We start from the raw sequence: 17,420 nt of genomic DNA on the forward strand, positions 1-17,420 counted from the left end.
CAGGTGCCTCGCCCGATATCTGACAGCAACGACCTCGGAGCCGGCGCACCACCCCCACCGAGCGTCGATCCCTGGGTGCTCGAGGCCGAGCGCACCGCCTCCTCCCCCGGCTTCCGCCGCCCGGCGCTCGGGCCGGTGCCGAAGGGGCCGGTCTACCTGCTGGGCCTGCTCGCCGCGCTGCGCGCTGCCGGGCTCGTGCTCGTCGCCGAAGCCGTCGCGCGCGGCATCGCGGCGCTCGCCGACGGCGACCTGACCGCCGAGACCACGCGGCTGATCGTCATCCTCGGCATCGCGGGGGCGCTGCTGCGCACCGGCAGCGAGTGGGCGACCTCGGTGGTCGCGCGCCGCATCGCCACGGGCGTCAAGCGCTCCATCCGCGGCCGGCTGTGGCGGCGCATCGCGGCCGGCGACGCCTCCGGCGGCGGCACGGCCGTGCTCGCTTCCGACGGGCTCGACGACCTCGACGACTACTACGTCTCCTCCCTGCCGGCCACGATCGCCGCCGCGGTCGTGCCGCTGCTGATCGGCATCCGCGTGCTCGGCGCCGACTGGCTGAGCGCCGTCATCATCGTGCTCACGGTGCCGCTCATCCCCTTCTTCATGGTGCTCATCGGCAAGCACACGCAGCAGCGCACCGACGAGGCGCTCAGCGCCCTCACCCGGCTCGCCGACCACCTCGCCGAGCTCGCCCGCGGCCTGCCGGTGCTCGTCGGCCTCGGCCGCGTCGACGAGCAGGCGGCCGCCCTCGAGCAGCTGCAGCGCCGCTACCGCGAGCGCACGCAGGAGACCCTGCGCTGGGCCTTCCTCTCGGCGCTGGCGCTCGAGCTCGTCGCCACCATCTCGGTCGCGATCGTGGCGGTCTTCCTGGGCCTGCGGCTGCTGAACGGCACGATGGAGCTCGAGCCGGCCCTCCTCGCCCTCATCCTCGCGCCCGAGGCCTACAACGCCCTCCGCCAGGTCGGCACCGCCTTCCACGCCTCGCAGGACGGCCTCTCGGCCCTCGAGCGCTCGCAGGCGATCCTCGACCGCCCCGCCACGCCCTCCCTGCTGGTCGACTCCCCCACCCGCTCGTCGCTGCTCGCCCCTTCCACCGGCTCGTCGAGCAGCGCGCGCAGCACGCGTATCGAGACGCCCACCATCCGCATCACCGACCTCACCGTCCGCTACGCCGGCCGCGACGCCCCCACCCTCACCGGCCTCACCGCCGACCTCACCGGCATCGTCTCCATCGCCGGCCCATCCGGCGCCGGCAAGTCCACGCTGCTGGCCGCCCTCACCGGCACCCTTCCTGCCGACGCCGAGGTGAGCGGCCGCATCTCGGGCGCGGTGACGGATGCGGTGGGCTGGGCCCCGCAAGCCCCTCGCGCGTTCGCGCCCACGCCGGGTGCCGAGCTCGCCCTGTACGGCGCCGATCCCCTACCGGCACTGGAGGAGCTGGGCCTGGCCCACGTCTCCGACGCAGCGGTGCCGGAGCTGAGCCCCGGTGAGCAGCGCCGCCTCGCGGTCGCCCGCGCCCTCGCGCGCATCGACGCCGCCTCGCCCGCTGAGCCGGTGCGCGGGGCAGCCGCCCACCGTGTCGAAGCGCTGCTCGTCCTCGACGAGCCCACCGCCCACCTCGACCGAGCCTCCGCCGACCTCGTGCGCGCCGCCATCCTGCGCCGCGCCGACCGCGCGGTCATCGTGCTGGCCAGCCACGAGCCCGAGACCACTGCGCTCGCCACGATGACCATCCCCGTCGGCGCGCTCACCCCTGCCGCCGCCCTCGCTCCTGCCGCGGGTGCCAGCGCCGCCCCCGCCCCGGCTGCGGACCCGTTCGAGATTCGCGGACCTGTTCTCTCGGGTCCCGCGATCGCAAACGGGTCCAGCTCGCAGCCCGCCCCCGCATCCGCCCCTCACCGCGGTTCACGCCTCCGGCTCCGCACCCTCCTGCGCGGCCACCGCGCCCGCTGGGCCGGCGCCATCGCCATGGCCGCGCTCGCCATCGGCTTCGGGCTCGCGCTCACCGCCGTCTCCGGCTGGCTGATCGTGCGGGCGAGCATCGAGCAGCACATCATGGTGCTGCTCGTCGCCATCGTCGGCGTGCGCGCGTTCGGCATCTTCCGCTCGGTGGGGCGCTACGCCGAGCGGCTGCTGACGCACGATGTCGCCTTCCGCGTGGTCGACGCCCTGCGGCTGCGGCTCTGGCACGCGATCGCCGCGCGCGGCGCCGGCTCGCGGCGGCTGCTCGAGGGCGGCGCTCCACTCGACTACCTCGTCACGCTCGCCGACGACCTGCGCGACCAGCTGCCGCGGGTGCTGCCGCCGATCGCCGTCGGCGTGCTGAGCATCGCGGGCACCGGCATCACCACCTGGTTCGTCGCGCCGCAGCTGCTGCTCACCGTGGTGCTCACCCTCGTGCTCGCCACGGCCGCCGCATCGGCGCTCGCCATCTGGTCGGAGCGCGGTGCCGCAGCCGCCCGCGTCGCCGCCCGCTCCGACATCGTGCGCGGCACCGCGGCCCTCGCCACCGCTGCGCCCGACCTGCGCGGCAACGGCGTCGCCGAGGCGGCGCTCGCGCGGCTCGACGGCGCAGCCGAGCGCCTCGCCACCGCCGAGCGCCGCGCGGCGTGGGCGGCCGGCCTCGGCACGGCGGTCGTCACCGCGGCGGCGACGGCACTCGCCTTCCTCGTGCCCGTGCTCGCTCCGGAGCTGACGGCCGCAGGCGCATCCGTCATCGCCCTCCTCTCGCTCGCGCTGCTCGAGCCGCTCGTCGACCTCGTCGCGGGCGCGCACCGGGTGCCGTCGATGCGCGCGCTGCTGCGGCAGCTGGGGCCGGTGCTGCGGCCCGCGCCCCAGCCCGAGTGGGGCGAGGCCGAGCCGCCCAGCCCCGTGGCGGAGCTCGCGCTGCAGGCCGTCACCGTGCGCTACCCGCACACGGCGCGGCCGGCGGTCGCGGGCGTCGATGCGCGAGCGGATGCGTCCAGCTGGCTCGTGCTGGACGGCCCGTCGGGCTCGGGCAAGTCGACGCTGCTCTCGGCGATCATGGGTGCGCTGCCGCTCGAGCGCGGCGCGATCCTCGCCGCCGGCAGCCCTCGCGACCGCGCTGCCACCCCCGCGCTCGGCACGCTTCCCCCACACCCGCCCGCAGATATACGGCGTGTTGCTCCTTCCACGGCGCCGAACGAGCAACACGCCGTATATCTGTTGGGCGCGCGTGCTGGCGCACCGCTCACCGAGCTCGACGAGCGCGCGTGGAAGTCGCGCGTGGCCTGGTGCCCGCAGGATGCCTACGTCTTCGACTCGACCGTACGCGGCAACCTGCTGCTCGCCCGCTCGCGGGAGGACGCGCCCGATGAGGCGACGCTGCGCGACGCGCTCGCGCGGGCCGGGCTCGCCCCGCTGCTCGACACGCTCGCGAAGGGCCTGGACACGCGCGTCGGCGCCGGCGGCTCCGCGCTCTCGGGCGGCGAGCGCCAGCGGCTCGCGGTCGCGCGGGCGCTGCTCACGCGTGCCGACCTCATCCTGCTCGACGAACCCACGGCGCACCTCGACGCCCCCACCGCATCCGCCATGATGGCCGACGTGCGCGCGGCCACCGCCGACCGCGTCGTCGTGCTCGTCTCGCACCGCGCCGCCGACCGCCACGCCGCCGACGCCGTCGTCACCCTCGACTGACGCCCGCGGCTCCCCGAGCCGGAGCAGACATTAGGGCGCCGTGGCCTCGCCACCGACATGTACCTGTTGCATCTAAACCTCCACGAGAATGCGCGGTCTCATTCCGCGACCGCAAGGTTCCGCATCAGTCCGATCGGCGAAGGATCAGTTTCGCGGTCGCGGCGGCTCGTACGATCGGGGACGGGTCATTCGCCATGATCTCCAACAGTGAGAGGTCAGTAGACGGATCATTTGCGATCCGGTGTCGCGCCACGGCGCCCCAAAATGCGACGACGGTGAGTGGCACGCTCCCATACTCAAAGTCGCTTGCAGTCCAATACGGTGCTCGGTGCATCGGTGTCACTCCGGTGGACTTGTCGACGGCCGCCAACCAAAGGGTTCGCCAGTTGATGCTGTGCTTCCAATACGAGCTCAACAATGGGTCGGCGACAGAAACGTCATGGCCGGTCGCGACTTCCTCGGTCAGCAGCATCTGGGAGAGCACGGACATCATGAGGACTTCTGAGCGCGCGGCGTGGTCGCTCGAAGGTCTCGCGTTCCTTTGAAGCTCGCCGACGGCGGGCAGCTGTTCAGGCGCCCTCAGCCGCTTTAGGCCCTTTTCGCACCAACCGGCTAAAAGCGACGACACGACAAACACGACGGGGTAGGGGAGCACAATGGCCCAAGAGAGGTCGTTGGTGACGACTTCGTAGATCCCCATGAGGGTACCCAACCCTCCGATCATCGATGCAATCACACACACGATGATGATGAGGCGGAGCACGCCGCCAGAGATCGTCGTCATATAGGAGAGGGTATTGTCCCCAAGACACAGAGAGGCAACGTCCGCCTCGGCCGCGCGAGAGCTCGCGAACGCGTCAGCAGCTCGCTACGCCACCAGCCGCTTGAAGCGGTCGCTCCCCCGCGTCGAGCCGGCCGGCTCCACCTCGGCGCCGGAGACGCCGCTCGCGCCGACGGCGAGGATCGCCCGGGCGAGCACCTCATCGCGCACCTCGCGCCGCGCGTGGTCGTCGGCCAGCATCTCGACCAGCGCCGCCACCTCGGCGTCGGCGAGCGCCGCGATCGGGAACCACGGCAGCGCCGAGCGCCAGGCGCGGAACGCCAGCAGCAGCAGGTCGTGCCGCTGCTCGACATGCGCGCGCTCGTGCGCGATCACCGCGACCAGCTCATCGGGGTCGAGCCGGTCGAGCAGCCCCTGCGAGAGCACGGTCACGCTGCCTGCGCCGCGCGGCAGGCAGTAGGCGACGGGCACCGCGTCGTCGAGCACGCGCGTGCGCGCACGGGTCGGATGCGGTGCCGACAGCATGTCGAGCAGCGCCAGGTGGCGATGGCGCTGGCGCGTGACCTGCACGATCGTCACCGCCAGGTGCACCAGCAGGTAGGCCGCGAACGCGGCGGCCGGGATGAGCGCCAGCAACGGCTGCTGCGGCGCGATCGCGAGCCCGGTCAGCGCGAGCGCGCCGATCATCGACAGCCCGCCAGCGAGCCCCACGCCCTGCCACACCAGCAGCGCGACCACCGGCGCGCGCATCGGCCAGCTGGCCCGCGCGAGCCACACCGGCACCGGCCACGCCAGCAGCAGCGCGACGAGCCACAGCATGGCCGCCGCCCAGACGATCGCCCCCATCGGGATCACCAGCGCGTCCGCCATCGCAGGCGCGGCAGCGGCTCCCGGCAGCACGATCGGCCCCGTCAGCCCGCGCCCTCGAGGAGCCGCCGCATGATCGCCGCATCTTCCTCGGACACGCTGCCGACGAAGCGCGCGAGCACCGCCGAGCGGTCGCGCGACTCGCCGAGCACCTCGTGCATGAGCTCGGCCACGTGGTCGGCGCGCGCGGCGACCGCCGTGTAGCGGTAGGGGCGCACCGAGCGGTCGGAGGCGACGAAGCCCTTCTTCTCCAAGCGCGAGAGCACCGTCAGCAGCGTCGTCGCCGCGAGCGGGCGGCCCGCAGCCTCGAGCGAGGCCTGCACGTCGTAGGCGCTCAGCGGCCCCGCGGCATCCCAGACGGCGTCCATCACGGCCCGCTCCAGCTCGCCCAGCGTCGCCATCCGGCCCTCCGTCTCGTCGGTTCGTGCATCGCGGCCGTGCGGTCGCGACCCGCGTGGTCTCGGTCTCGGTCTCGGTCTCGGTCGCGTGCGACGGCGCGCCCGCGTGCGCCAGCGCATCCGCCCACCATCAACCCTAGCGCGACTTCTACAGCCGAGCGAAGTTGTTCTATGCTGTGTAGAAGTCGTTCTACGTCACGTAGAACACCCCGGCCCGAACGGAGCACCGTGGAAGTCCTCGACATCGCCAGATGGCAGTTCGGCATCACGACCGTCTACCACTTCATGCTCGTGCCGCTCACGCTGGGCCTGGGCATGACGATCGCCATCATGCAGTCGATCTGGGTGCGCACGGGCGATGAGAAGTTCCTGCGCATGGTGAAGTTCTGGGGCAAGCTCTACCTGATCAACTTCATCCTCGGCGTCGCCACCGGCCTCGTGCAGGAGTTCCAGTTCGGCATGGCCTGGAGCGAGTACTCGCGCTTCGTCGGCGACGTCTTCGGCGCCCCGCTCGCCCTCGAGGGGCTGCTGGCATTCTTCGCCGAATCGACTTTCCTCGGCATCTGGATCTTCGGCTGGGGCCGGCTGCGCAAGAGCCTCCACCTCGCCGCCCTCTGGTGCGCGGTGGTCGGCTCTTGGGCTTCGGCCTACTTCATCATCGTCGCCAACTCCTGGATGCAGCACCCCGTCGGCGTCGAGCTCGTCGACGGTCGCCCCGTCATGACCGACATCTGGGCCGTGCTCACCAACTCCACGGCGCTGGCCGCCGTCACCCACACCCTCTTCGGCGCCCTGATCGTCGCCGGCATGTTCCTCATCGGCATCAGCTGGTACCACCTGTGGCAGCGCCGCCGCGACGGCATCGACACGGTGGTCCCGGTGCCGCCCGGCGAGCGCCGCGCCGGCCTCATCAGACGACTGACGGATGCGTCCACACGCGTCATCGTCGGCGAGGCACCCGGGGTGCCGGGCCGCGACCGCGCCGACCACGGCGTCTGGCTGTGGTCGCTGCGCTTCGGCGCGGTGATGGCGATCGTCGCCTTCGCCGGCACGGGGCTGACCGGCGACTGGCAGGCGAAGCTCATGTACGAGCAGCAGCCGATGAAGATGGCCTCCGCCGAGGCCGCTTGCCACACCGGCTCGTCGTTCTCGATCCTCTCGCTCGGCGACCCGGGCAGCACCGACTGCTCGGACGTCGTCACGCTCATCGAGATCCCCGGCGCGCTCGGCTTCCTCGCCACCGGCGAGTGGGGCGCGGACATGCCCGGCATCTCCGACCTCGAGCCGCAGTACCAGAACCAGTACGGCGAGACCATCCCCGACGACGAGCTCTACGGCTCCTTCGCCGGCAGCGAGGTGCAGTACGTGCCGCCGATGTGGGTCACCTACTGGGGCTTCCGGCTGATGATCGGCCTGGGCGGCATCACCGCCTTCGGCGCGCTGGTCGCGCTGTGGCTGACGCGCGGCGGCACGGTGCCGCGCAGCCCCTGGATCATGCGGCTCGCGATCCTCGGCATCCTGGCGCCGTTCGCCGGCAACATCGCCGGCTGGATCTTCACCGAGATCGGCCGCCAGCCCTTCGTCGTCGCCCCCAATCCCGACCCCAGCGGCATCGACGGCGTGTTCATGTTCACCGCCGCCGCCGTCTCCCCCGGCGTCACCGCCGGCGAGATGCTCTTCTCCGTCATCACGCTCACGGCCGTCTACGCGGTGCTGATGGTGGTGGAGCTGTTCCTGCTCGTGAAGTACGTGCGGGGCGGGGTCGCCAGCGCGATGCCGGAGCTCGCACCCGCCCACCGTGACGGCGACGGCGGCGACGACGACGCATCCGACGACGTCGACGGCGATCGCGACCGCCGCGACGACGTGCTCGCCTTCGCCTACTAGCCGGCCGACACCGGAACCGACAGACAGGAGCCACCATGGAACCGCTCGCCATCACCTGGTTCGCGATCATCGCCGTGCTCTGGATCGGCTTCCTCGTGCTCGAGGGCTTCGATCTGGGCGTCGGCATGCGCATGCTGTTCGCCACCCGCGACGAGCGCGAGCGCCGCGTCATGCTCAACACCATCGGGCCGGTCTGGGACGGCAACGAGGTGTGGCTGATCACCGCCGGCGCCGGCATGTTCGCAGCCTTCCCCGAGTGGTACGCGTCGCTGTTCTCGGTGCTCTACGTGCCGCTGACGGTCGCGCTCGTCGGGCTGATCCTGCGCGCGGTCTCGATCGAGTGGCGCGGCAAGGTGCACACGGCCCGCTGGCGCGGCTGGTGGACGGCCGGCATCGGCCTGGGTTCGCTGATCGCCGCCTTCTGCATCGGCGCGATGCTCGCGCTCACCTCGCTCGGCCTGCCCATCGACGGCAACGGCGACCGTGTTGGCGGGCCATTCGTCTGGCTCGGCTGGCCCGCCGTGGTGGGTGGGCTCGCGGTGGTCGGCTTCTCGCTCGCCCACTCGGCCACCTTCCTGGGGCTGAAGGCCGACGGCCCGGTGCGCGAGCGCGCCGCGCTGTTCGCCGCCCGCTGGGCGCCGCTGTGCCTGGTGCCCGCCGCCGCGTGGGCGCTCTGGGTGCAGCTCGAGCACGGCGGCAATGCGGGCTCGTGGATGCTCGTGGTGCTCGCCGTCGTCGCCGCCGGGTTCGGATGGGTGCAGGCGCGCCGTCGCCGTGAGGGGCTTGCCTTCATCGGCTACGCCGCCTTCGGCCTGCTGGGCGTGGCGTCGATCTTCGCCGGCATGTTCCCGCGCCTGCTGCCCTCGACGGTGGATGCGGCCTTCGACCTGACGCTCGCGAACGCGGCCAACAGCCCGTACACGCTCGGCGTGATGACGGTGATCACCGCCATCAGCCTGCCGGTCATCCTCGGCTACCAGGCGTGGAGCTATTGGGTGTTCCGCCGCCGCGTCACCCCCGGCATGATCCCCGAGGCGCACATCGTGCTGCCGGCGATCCTGCGCGACCGCGACGCGGCCGCGCCGGCCCCGCACGGCTGAGCGCCCGCGGCGCCCGGGGCCACCGCCGCCCCACCCGCGCCGCCCGGCGCCCGCACGGCTGACCGCCCACTCCGTCCCACGCACCCCGCGCGCCCGCAGATATACGGCACTCTGCTCCTAATCGCGGCGCGATAGAGCAGTCCGCCGTATATCTGTGGGCGAGCGCCGAGCGCGCGCGGCTCCTAGGCTCGGCGCATGACCGATCTGCGACTGCCGGCGTGGCCGCTCCGCAATCAGGGGCGACTGCGGCGCTCGGAGGTGTCGGCCCGCATCGGCAGCGGCGACGAGCTCTGGCAGCGCGCCTCGTGCGACCTGCTGCACTGGCGCGTGAAGACGCGCAGCGGCTTCTCGGTCGGCACGACGCAGCCCGCGACGGCCGGCATGCGCCTGACGGTCACCGCCCGCGTGGCCGGCCTCCGCATCCGCGAACCCATCGAGGTCGTGGACGTCGTGCAGACGACGACCCGAGCCGGGTTCTCGTACCGCACACTGCCCGGCCACCCGGTCGCCGGCGAGGAGGCGTTCATCCTCCACCGCGCCGGCGACGACGTCGTGCTCACCGTGCGATCACTGACGCAGGCAGCCTCGCAGCAGCCCTGGCGTGCGCTCTACCCGCTGCTGCGCATCGCCCAGCGCGTCGTCCGCCGGCGATATCTTCGCGCCCTGCGCTGACGGCCGCGCACGCGCACGGTGCGCCTTGTCGCGAGACAGGCGCCGCACTGCAACTCGCTCAGGTCTGCAGCTTGCTCAGTGCCGACCCCTTGTGCGCTGCCACGTGATCGGTCTTGTCGCTCTTGATCTCGTACTGCGGGTCGTCGTCGCTTGCGCGATGCGTGTGCCCCTTGTAGTCGAAGTCGCTCGTGTGCACCTTCGTGATCGTGCCGCGCACGCGCCCGGCCTCGGAGTTCCAGCTGACGTGGTCGCCCACCTTGTACCGCTCGCTCATGCCGCCCATCCTGCCTCCGGCCGCGCGCCGGCGCGACCCCTGCAGTCGCGACCGGCGCCGTGCCACTACCGTTGCACCGTGGAGCCGATCGACGCAGTCGAGGCCATCGGCGAGCTCGTGTCGTGGTTCTGCCTCGTGCCCGGCATCCCGCTGCTGCTGGCCGGCTGGCTGCTGCGGGTGCGCGACGGCGCCTGGGAGCCGGTCGAGATCGTCGTCATCCCGCAGGGCGACCGCACGCTGGCCCGCTGGTACGCCGGCGACGGCTTCCACGAGCGTCGCCTCTCCCGTGCCGAGCGGATGCGTCTGGGCACCCACGGCGAGCACGTCGCGCAGGTGAGTGCGCGGCATCCGGGGCGCATGCGTCTGCGCGACCATCCCCCGCTGCAGCGCATGCTCACCGTCCTCGGCACCGTGCTCACCGCCGCTGGCCTGCTCGGCCTCGCGCTCTCGCTGCTGCCGCTGTTCGCCTGATCGCGCCCACCCGCGCCTGTGCCGCGTTCTAACAGTCAATCTGATTGACGAAAGAATCGGCCGGGTGTTCAATCAGAGCAGCAGGGCCTCGAGGAAGGGCAGCGACATGAGCATCGTCATCATCGGCGCAGGGCTGGCGGGCGCGACCGCCGCCACCGAGCTGCGCGAGCAGGGCTACGAGGGCGAGATCGTGCTGATCGGCGCCGAGACCACGCCGCCCTACGAGCGGCCGCCGCTGTCGAAGGGCTACCTGCTGGGCAACGACGAGTTCGACACGGCGCTCGTGCACCCCGAGTCCTGGTACGCCGAGCACGACATCGACCTGCGCCTGGGCACCCGCGCGACCGCCATCGACCGCGAGCGCCGCGTGGTGCACGTCGAGCCGGTCGGCGGCGGCGAGAGCACCGAGATCGGCTACGAGCAGCTGCTGCTGGCGACCGGCGCCTCCTCGCGCCCGCTGCACATGGACGGCGTCGGCGAGTTCCTGACGCTGCGCTCCAGAGAAGACAGCACCCGCCTCAAGGACGCCTTCCGCGAGGGCACGAAGGTCGCGATCATCGGCGCGGGCTGGATCGGCCTCGAGGTCGCCGCCGCCGCCCGCGAGGCAGGCAGCGAGGTAACCGTCTTCGAGCAGGCCGCCGTGCCGCTCGAGCGCGTGCTCGGCGCAGAGATCGGCGCCGTCTTCGCGGACCTGCACCGCGGCCACGGCGTCGACCTGCGCATGAGCACGCAGGTCACTGCCGACGACCTCGCGGACGCTGACGTGCGCATCGCCGCCATCGGCGTCACCCCCGACGTCGCGCTCGCCGAGGCGGCCGGCCTCGAGATGGCCACGCGCGAGCAGGGCGGCGGCGTGCTCGTCGACGCCAGCCTCCGCACGAGCGACCCGCGCATCTTCGCCATCGGCGACATCGCGGGCCACGACCACCCCGTGCTCGGCCGCCGCATCCGCGTCGAGCACTGGGACACCGCGATCGAGCAGGGCAAGGCCGTCGCCCGCACGCTCGCCGGCACCGACACGCCCTACACGCGCCTGCCCTACTTCTTCACCGACCAGTACGACCTGGGAATGGAGTACGTCGGCAGCCCCGGTCCGGCCGGCTACGACCGCGTCGACATCGAAGGCGAGACGGATGCGCTGCACGGCGACGCGTTCCGGGCCTTCTGGGTGCGTGACGACACGGTCGTCGCCGCGATGCACGTGAACGACTGGGACGCATCCGATGCGATCCGCGACAGCGTCGGCAGCCACCGAGCGGCGAACGCGGAACCGGCGCCCGCGGGCCGCGGGGCCGCACAGTGACCGTCGAGCCGGCCCTGCGGACGCGCGCGACGCCCGTCGACGCACGCAGCACCGCCACCACGCGACGCATCGGCACCCGCGCGTTCGACTTCGAGCGGCAGGTCGCGGTGATGGCGGTCGTCAACCGCACACCCGACTCCTTCTTCGACCGCGGCGCGACCTTCGCGCTCGATCGCGCCGTCGCGCACGCGCTGCGCGCCGTCGAGCTGGGCGCCGACTGGATCGACATCGGCGGCGTGCCCTTCGGCCGCGGCCCGGCCGTGACGACCGCGGAGGAGATCGAGCGGGTGGTGCCGGTGATCGAGGCGGTGCTCGCGCTCGCGCCCGACCTCGTCATCTCGGTCGACACGAACCGCGCGGCCGTCGCGCTGGCCGCGATCGCCGCCGGTGCAGCGGTCGTGAACGACACCAGCGGACTGGGCGATCCCGACATGGCGCGCGTGGTCGCCGAGAGCGACGCCTGCATCGTCATCACGCACAGCGTCGGCCCGCCGCGGGTCGAGAAGCCGCCCGCCCGCTTCGACGACGTCGTGGGCGAGGTGCGCGCCTTCCTGGAGGAGCGCATCCGTCACGCCGAGGCCGCCGGCATCCCGCGCGAGCGCATCATCATCGACCCCGGCCACGACCTCGACAAGAACACCCTGCACTCGCTCGAGCTCACCCGCAGGCTCGACGAGATCGCGGGGCTCGGACCGCCGCTGCTGGTGGCGGTCTCGAACAAGGACTTCATCGGCGAGTCGATCGACCGGCCGAAGGAGGCGCGGCTGTCGGGCTCGCTCGCGGCGATGACCGCGTGCATCCTCGCCGGCGCCCGGATCGTGCGCATGCACGACGTGGAGGCGAGCGTGGATGCGGTGCGGATGACCGAGGCGATCCTCGGCATGCGCGCGCCCGTGCGGCTCGAGCACAACACCCACCCGACGAGGAACGTGTGAGCGACGCGACCGCGCCCGGCGCGGCGGCCGATCGGGCCGCAGCCGAGACGACCGCACCCGAGACGACCGCAGCCGACGCACCCGCGTCGACCGACGCATCCGCCCGCATCGACCGGCTCTGGCCCGAGCCGGCGACCGACCTCGACGACGCGGCGCTGCTCGAGGCCTATGCCTTCCCCGCCGATGGACCGTGGCTGCGCATGAACTTCATCGCCAGCATCGACGGCGCGGCGACCCGCCAGGGTCGCTCTGGCGGGCTGGGCGACGCCGCCGACCGGCGGGTCTTCGATCTGCTGCGGCACGGGGCGGATGCGGTGCTCGTCGGCGCGGGCACGGTGCGCACCGAGGGCTACGGGGCGATGCGGCTCGACGACGCGGCCGTCGCCTGGCGTCGTGCGCACGACCTGCCCGACCATCCGGTCTTCGCGCTCGTCACGCGCTCGCTGGGCCTCGACCCGCGCTCGTCGCTCTTCGCCGATGCGCCCGTGCGACCCGTCATCTACACGGTCGAGGGGGCCGCGCCCGAGCGCCGTGCTGCGCTGGAGGCGGTGGCGGATGTCGTCGACGCCGGCGACAGCGACGTTGACCCCCAGCGGATGCGCGACGACCTGGCCGCGCGCGGGCTGCTGCGCGTGCACGCGGAAGGCGGTCCGAGCCTGTTCGGCTCCTTCCTCGCGGCCGACGCGGTCGACGAGCTGTGCCTCACGCTCGCACCGACGATCGAGGCGGGCGATGCGCGGCGCATCGCGCACAGCACGCTCAGCGCCCCGACTCCGATGACGCTTGCCTCGGTGCTGCGCTCGGGCGACGAGCTGCTGCTGCGCTACACGGTCGTTTGACGCGGCGCGTCTGCTGCGCCGTGACTGTCCCTGTCGATTGCATGGTCCACAATGATTCTGGTACCCCAGCCGACCCCAGGAGCCGATGATGGACAGCGAGATCGAACTGATCAGCGATGGTGACGGCGTTGCTGTCATCGGAGCTCCGACCGACGTGGAGGCGTTCCTCACGTCGCATGGGCTGAATGGGAAAGAGCTCGGACTGCAGCGGCTCGGCCCCAAGCTCGCGACCGCGGCAGGCGTGACACAGGCGGGCTCCACGATCGCCGCTACCTCCGGACGCTGGCTGCTGCTCGCCGACGAATCAGCGGCGGCGATGCAGCACCTACCGACGGTGGTCAACTCGAGCACCGGCCTCTTCCATGGGACGCTGCGCGCGTCGAACGGCCAGTTCGCCAAGAGTCTCCAGTTCGTGGACCCGAAGTCGCTCGCCTACCTCGCAAGCCCAGCGGTGCTGGCGGGCGCGGCTGGGCTCATGGCGCAGCTCGCGATGCAGGCTCAGATGGACGAGATTCAGGACTATCTCGCCGTCATCGACGAGAAGCTCGACGATGTCCTCCGCGCCCAGAAGGATGCCGTGTTCGCCGACATGATCGGCGTGGGCCTGGTTCTCGAAGAGGCGATGACCGTCCGCGGCGAGGTCGGCCGGGTCTCCGAGGTCACGTGGTCGAAAGTCCAGGCGATGTCGCAGACGATCGCCCGGACCCAGGCATACGCGCTGCGGCAGCTCGATGCGCTCGCCGACAAGGTGGATCAGAAGGCGAAGATAGGCGAGGTCGCCGCCGCGACGAAGGATGCTGAAGCAAAGGTGCAGGAGTGGCTTGCCGTGCTCGCTCGTTGCTTCCAGCTGCAGGACGCGCACTCAGTGCTGGAGCTCGATCGAGTGTTGGACGCATCCCCGGAAGATCTCGACCAGCACCGACTCGGCTTGCGCACTGCGCGGCAGAACCGCTTGGACCTGATCTTCCGCAGCACCGAGCAGTTGCTAGACCGTATGAACACGGCCGGTGCGCGAGCGAACGGGCAGGTGCTGCTGCATCCGCTGCCCGCCAAAGCAGCGCTCAGCTCGAGCAATCGAGTCGCCGTCAGCGTCGTCGACTTCCAGCGGGTCCTCGGGATCGACGACGGCCACGATTCTCCCGAGGCGAAGCGGTGGTTGGCAGCGGTCGTAGAGACGAAGGACAAGGTCATCGAGACTGGCACGGACGGCGCCGAAGCGGCGATGGACTTCGGCAACGAAGCGATCGACCGGGCAAAGTCGACGGCGAACAGGCTCGCCGGCGGATTCCGAGCTTTCCGCCAGGCCGTGCGGGAGAACGGCGACGACCGAAGCGAGTGACGATCCGCAGCTTCCCGCAGCCGAACGCTCGCGGCCGTCAGACTCGCTGCGGCAGCGCTGCGTCGTGCTGCAGGACGACCGGGTGCTCGGTTCCCTTGTCGAGCGTGTGGCCGACCGTGCAGAGCCGGTCGATCGCTCGCTGGGCCCGCTCGGCGAGCGCCGCGACGTGCGCCTCGTCGAGCGCGCCGAGGTTCGCCCGGATGGTCGACGCGATCAGGTCGTAGCGATCCTCGTCGGCGGGCTTGCGCTGCTCGATGTCGACCGTTGCCCCGAAGTCGTCACCGAGGCGGCTCGCGATCGTGTGGTCGGCGGAGAGCAGACCGCAGCCGGCGAGCGCGAGGGCGAGCAGCTCGCCCGGCGAGAACACGCCGTCGGCGTCGCCGCTGCCGATGGCCACCTCGGCGCCGCGCGCGTTGCGCCCGACGTAGGTCTTGAGCGCAGTGCGCTCGATGTGCAGGGGCGTGGGCAGCGTGCTCATGAGGTCATCGTACGAGCGCGCCTGCCGGGCAGCCCGGCCGCGTGCGACGGCCCCTCTAGCGGCGCCGGGACGCGCGTCGCTTCTCCGGCGCGTTGAGATGCAAGACGCCCTCGGCGACGGCAGCCCAGCTGAGGAACACGGCGGCGCCGACGGTGAGGGCGGTGACGTGACGGCTCCAGTCGCGGTCGCGTCGGCCCGACCGGCCAGCGAGCGCGATCCCAGCGGCCAGGTTCATGCATCCCCAGAGCAGGTTCGGCCCCGTGCCGGAGCCCTTTCCTCCGAGCGGCGTCATCATCGTGCGCCCGGCGGCGGCCGTCGCCAGGTGCGGCAGGGCGTTCGCGGTGAGCACGCCGGCGACGCCGGTGCCGAGCAGTCGTCCGCGCACCGTCACCGCGCGGCTCCCCGTGGCTGCCGCTCGGCATCTGCGCCGGCGGCCGGTGCCTCCTGAGTGGCGACCCACCAGGTCGTGCCCCACGCGTCCTGCACCCCGCCGCGCAGATCGCCGTCGTCGCGCTGCGGCTCTCGCACGACCGTGCCTCCTGCTGCCACCGCCCGGTCGAACGCGGCGCGCGCATCCTCCACGTAGAGGTGGAGGTGCACGGCGGCGCTGCCCTCGTCGGCCGCTCCGCCGCCGATCATGACGATGCTGTCGTCGATGCGCACCTCGGCGTGCATGAGACTGCCGTCGGGTCGCGCGAACCTGCGCTGGAGCACGCCGCCGAACGCGGACTCGAGGAAGGCGATGAGCGCATCGCCTTCTGGGCAGATGAGGTACGGGCTCAGCGACGGATACGAGGCGGGCTTCCAATCGACCATGGCGCCCAGCGTAGGTCGGTCGGGCTCGACGCTCCAGCGCCGTGTCGTGGAACGAGAGAAGCCCCGCCTTGCGGCGGGGCTTCCGGAGGTGGACCCAGGGGGATTCGAACCCCCGACCTCCTCGATGCGAACGAGGCGCGCTACCAACTGCGCCATGGGCCCGGACCGGGAAATGCTATCGGATGAAGCGGACTGCGCGGAAATCGACGTGTCGCCATTTTCTCAACGTGTCAGGTGCGCGTTCGCCGCACACAGTGCAGCGGACCGACACCTCACACGTTGAGATTCGCGGGCTTCAGCCGACGCGGCGGAGGAACGCCTCGTGCACGTCCATGCCGCCGAGGTCGTCGTCGACGAGACCCATGGCGGCGAACCTCGAGCCGGTGGCGGCGGGGGCGCGCTCGGCGACTGCTGCGGCAGGCGTACGCTCGGGAGTGCGCGCCGCGGGCGTGCGCTCGTCGCGCGCGAAGATCATGTGCTCGTCGGTCTCGGCCTGGATGGGCGCGTCGGCGCGGGTGACGTCGAGCGCCTCGGCTGCCGCGACCGCGCGCTCCCGGTGCACCTCGCGAATGGGCAGAGCCGGCTCCGTCGGCGACATGCGGCGCTCCGACTCGGTGAGCGAAGCCTCCTCGCCGCCATCGATGATCTCCTCGAAGCTGGCCTCCAGGCGCGTCACGCGCGCGATCGGTCCGGAGATGGCGCGGCGATCCTCGGCCAGCTGCGCCTTCGCCCGCGCGAGCAGGTCATCGCTCGCGTGGCGGCCCGGCTCGTACTGCACGCGCAGGCGCTGCTCGGGCACCGAGCGCGGCGTCCAGGCGCGCGAGGCGAGCACCTCCTCGGTCGGCAGCACGGTGCCGTCGCTCGAAGCGGCGCTCGAAGCCGTGCTCGATCCGGCGCGCCGCGACTGCCGCGCCACCATCTGCTCGGCCATGCGGGTCTCGGTCGCGACCGCGTGAGCGGCGACTTCGCGCGCCTCGACCAGATCGTGCACGCGCGGCGCCGTCGCCTCGGCGACCCGACGCATCCGCGCCGACGACGAGTTCACCGCCACCAGTCCGACCATGCCCAGCACCGCGACCGCGGCGCCGACGGCCAGCAGCAGCTGCAGGCCGGGCACGAGTGCACCGGCGACGGTGGCGGCGAAGCCGAGCACCACCAGCGCGAAGCAGGCCAGGCGGGTGCGGCGCAGTCGCTGCGCGCGCGAGACAGTGGACTTCACGGCCGCGCGCACCTCGCGCTCGACCGCCTTGATCTGCTCGTCGAGCTCGCGGGCGCGGGCGACGGCCTTCGCGTGCTCCATCGCCTGCTTGAGGCGGGCCTCCTTCGCGACCGCCTTCTGCTGCACGGCGATGGTGCGGGCGTCGGCCTCCAGCTGCACCTCTTCGGGCGCCTCAGCCGACTCGGCCATGATGCGGAGCGTCTGCTGCAGTCGGATCGCATTGCGCTCGGTCGCCAGGTACTCGCGCTTGCGGGTCCAGACCGGCACCAGGTAGGCGACCCAGAGCACGACGGCGATGATGAGGACGAGTGTCGTCCCGAGACCTGCGAACTCTGGCATGTCCTGCACGGTAGTGCGAGAACGGCGCCGATGACAGGAGGGCGCGCG

Annotated in this window: 17 protein-coding genes and 1 tRNA gene; 9 read left to right on the plus strand and 9 right to left on the minus strand. The window is 72.1% G+C overall.

Translation table 11 applies throughout. The features are described from left to right. Nucleotides 1–75 precede the first annotated feature (75 nt). On the plus strand, nt 76–3,654 hold the full coding sequence (locus BM288_RS02325) for an ABC transporter ATP-binding protein/permease (RefSeq protein WP_177220220.1): 3,579 nt from the start codon (nt 76–78) through the stop codon (nt 3,652–3,654). Nucleotides 3,655–3,778: 124 nt separating this feature from the next. Here BM288_RS02325 and BM288_RS02330 read toward each other — a convergent pair whose 3' ends face one another. From BM288_RS02330 to BM288_RS02340, 3 genes are all read right to left on the minus strand, one after another. Continuing rightward, on the minus strand, nt 3,779–4,438 hold the full coding sequence (locus tag BM288_RS02330; RefSeq protein ID WP_092915466.1) for a hypothetical protein: 660 nt from the start codon (nt 4,436–4,438) through the stop codon (nt 3,779–3,781). An 84-nt stretch (nt 4,439–4,522) separates the two neighbouring features. Beyond that, complete coding sequence (locus tag BM288_RS02335; RefSeq protein ID WP_143102988.1) at nt 4,523–5,335, minus strand: M56 family metallopeptidase; 813 nt, start codon at nt 5,333–5,335, stop codon at nt 4,523–4,525. Between the two features lie 11 nt (nt 5,336–5,346). Next, complete coding sequence (locus BM288_RS02340; RefSeq protein ID WP_092915470.1) at nt 5,347–5,703, minus strand: BlaI/MecI/CopY family transcriptional regulator; 357 nt, start codon at nt 5,701–5,703, stop codon at nt 5,347–5,349. 225 nt (nt 5,704–5,928) lie between these two features. Here BM288_RS02340 and BM288_RS02345 point away from each other — a divergent pair, with 225 nt between their 5' ends. The 3 genes from BM288_RS02345 to BM288_RS02355 all read left to right on the plus strand — a co-directional run bounded on the left by BM288_RS02345 (nt 5,929) and on the right by BM288_RS02355 (nt 9,359). Further along, nucleotides 5,929–7,587, plus strand: coding sequence for a cytochrome ubiquinol oxidase subunit I (locus BM288_RS02345; protein WP_092915472.1), 1,659 nt, complete (start codon nt 5,929–5,931; stop codon nt 7,585–7,587). Between the two features lie 35 nt (nt 7,588–7,622). Continuing rightward, on the plus strand, nt 7,623–8,687 hold the full coding sequence (gene cydB / locus BM288_RS02350) for a cytochrome d ubiquinol oxidase subunit II (RefSeq protein ID WP_092915474.1): 1,065 nt from the start codon (nt 7,623–7,625) through the stop codon (nt 8,685–8,687). Nucleotides 8,688–8,882: 195 nt separating this feature from the next. Beyond that, entirely contained in the window at nt 8,883–9,359 is a 477-nt protein-coding gene (locus tag BM288_RS02355) for a DUF1990 family protein (RefSeq protein ID WP_092915476.1), read from the plus strand. Between the two features lie 58 nt (nt 9,360–9,417). Here the strand turns inward: BM288_RS02355 and BM288_RS02360 are convergent, their stop codons facing one another. Next, the gene (locus BM288_RS02360) at nt 9,418–9,633 is read right to left on the minus strand and encodes a hypervirulence associated TUDOR domain-containing protein (protein ID WP_092915478.1); all 216 of its coding nucleotides are present in this window, start codon (nt 9,631–9,633) and stop codon (nt 9,418–9,420) included. Nucleotides 9,634–9,711: 78 nt separating this feature from the next. Here BM288_RS02360 and BM288_RS02365 point away from each other — a divergent pair, with 78 nt between their 5' ends. The 5 genes from BM288_RS02365 (at nt 9,712) to BM288_RS02385 (ending at nt 14,520) form a co-directional block, all read left to right on the plus strand. Beyond that, a complete protein-coding gene (locus BM288_RS02365) occupies nt 9,712–10,104 on the plus strand; it encodes a hypothetical protein (RefSeq protein WP_092915480.1) in 393 nt (130 codons plus the stop codon). Nucleotides 10,105–10,210: 106 nt separating this feature from the next. Further along, nucleotides 10,211–11,407: an NAD(P)/FAD-dependent oxidoreductase gene (locus tag BM288_RS02370; RefSeq protein WP_092916187.1), complete on the plus strand. Its 1,197-nt coding sequence runs from the start codon at nt 10,211–10,213 to the stop codon at nt 11,405–11,407. 110 nt (nt 11,408–11,517) lie between these two features. Further along, on the plus strand, nt 11,518–12,342 hold the full coding sequence (gene folP / locus BM288_RS02375) for a dihydropteroate synthase (protein ID WP_092916189.1): 825 nt from the start codon (nt 11,518–11,520) through the stop codon (nt 12,340–12,342). Then, complete coding sequence (locus tag BM288_RS02380; protein ID WP_318255290.1) at nt 12,339–13,181, plus strand: pyrimidine reductase family protein; 843 nt, start codon at nt 12,339–12,341, stop codon at nt 13,179–13,181. The genes folP and BM288_RS02380 overlap by 4 nt, the downstream gene beginning before the upstream one ends. A gap of 88 nt (nt 13,182–13,269) precedes the next feature. Further along, a complete protein-coding gene (locus BM288_RS02385) occupies nt 13,270–14,520 on the plus strand; it encodes a hypothetical protein (protein ID WP_092915482.1) in 1,251 nt (416 codons plus the stop codon). A 37-nt stretch (nt 14,521–14,557) separates the two neighbouring features. Here the strand turns inward: BM288_RS02385 and BM288_RS02390 are convergent, their stop codons facing one another. From BM288_RS02390 to BM288_RS02410, 5 genes are all read right to left on the minus strand, one after another. Beyond that, nucleotides 14,558–14,998 carry an OsmC family protein gene (locus BM288_RS02390; RefSeq protein ID WP_092915484.1) on the minus strand — a complete coding sequence of 147 codons (441 nt, stop codon included), beginning with the start codon at nt 14,996–14,998 and terminating at the stop codon, nt 14,558–14,560. A 55-nt stretch (nt 14,999–15,053) separates the two neighbouring features. Beyond that, nucleotides 15,054–15,389, minus strand: a complete 336-nt coding sequence (locus BM288_RS02395; protein ID WP_092915486.1) for a hypothetical protein — start codon at nt 15,387–15,389, stop codon at nt 15,054–15,056. Then, nucleotides 15,386–15,814, minus strand: a complete 429-nt coding sequence (locus BM288_RS02400; protein WP_092915488.1) for a VOC family protein — start codon at nt 15,812–15,814, stop codon at nt 15,386–15,388. Before BM288_RS02400 ends, BM288_RS02395 begins: the two co-directional genes overlap by 4 nt. 89 nt (nt 15,815–15,903) lie before the next feature. Beyond that, a tRNA-Ala gene (locus BM288_RS02405) sits at nt 15,904–15,976 on the minus strand. Between the two features lie 133 nt (nt 15,977–16,109). Next, nucleotides 16,110–17,372, minus strand: a complete 1,263-nt coding sequence (locus BM288_RS02410) for a hypothetical protein (protein ID WP_092915490.1) — start codon at nt 17,370–17,372, stop codon at nt 16,110–16,112. Nucleotides 17,373–17,420 lie beyond the last annotated feature (48 nt).

Origin of the sequence: Agrococcus baldri (assembly GCA_900114805.1) — a bacterium.
Lineage (GTDB): Bacteria > Actinomycetota > Actinomycetes > Actinomycetales > Microbacteriaceae > Agrococcus > Agrococcus baldri.

Coding starts and splice junctions, on each gene's coding strand:
- BM288_RS02385 (WP_092915482.1), top strand. CDS start 13,270: ATGGACAGCGAGATCGAACTGATCAGCGATGGTGACGGCGTTGCTGTC.
- BM288_RS02400 (WP_092915488.1), bottom strand. CDS start 15,814: ATGGTCGATTGGAAGCCCGCCTCGTATCCGTCGCTGAGCCCGTACCTC.
- BM288_RS02370 (WP_092916187.1), top strand. CDS start 10,211: ATGAGCATCGTCATCATCGGCGCAGGGCTGGCGGGCGCGACCGCCGCC.
- BM288_RS02340 (WP_092915470.1), bottom strand. CDS start 5,703: ATGGCGACGCTGGGCGAGCTGGAGCGGGCCGTGATGGACGCCGTCTGG.
- folP (WP_092916189.1), top strand. CDS start 11,518: ATGGCGGTCGTCAACCGCACACCCGACTCCTTCTTCGACCGCGGCGCG.
- BM288_RS02360 (WP_092915478.1), bottom strand. CDS start 9,633: ATGAGCGAGCGGTACAAGGTGGGCGACCACGTCAGCTGGAACTCCGAG.
- BM288_RS02355 (WP_092915476.1), top strand. CDS start 8,883: ATGACCGATCTGCGACTGCCGGCGTGGCCGCTCCGCAATCAGGGGCGA.
- BM288_RS02390 (WP_092915484.1), bottom strand. CDS start 14,998: ATGAGCACGCTGCCCACGCCCCTGCACATCGAGCGCACTGCGCTCAAG.
- BM288_RS02330 (WP_092915466.1), bottom strand. CDS start 4,438: ATGACGACGATCTCTGGCGGCGTGCTCCGCCTCATCATCATCGTGTGT.
- BM288_RS02410 (WP_092915490.1), bottom strand. CDS start 17,372: ATGCCAGAGTTCGCAGGTCTCGGGACGACACTCGTCCTCATCATCGCC.
- cydB (WP_092915474.1), top strand. CDS start 7,623: ATGGAACCGCTCGCCATCACCTGGTTCGCGATCATCGCCGTGCTCTGG.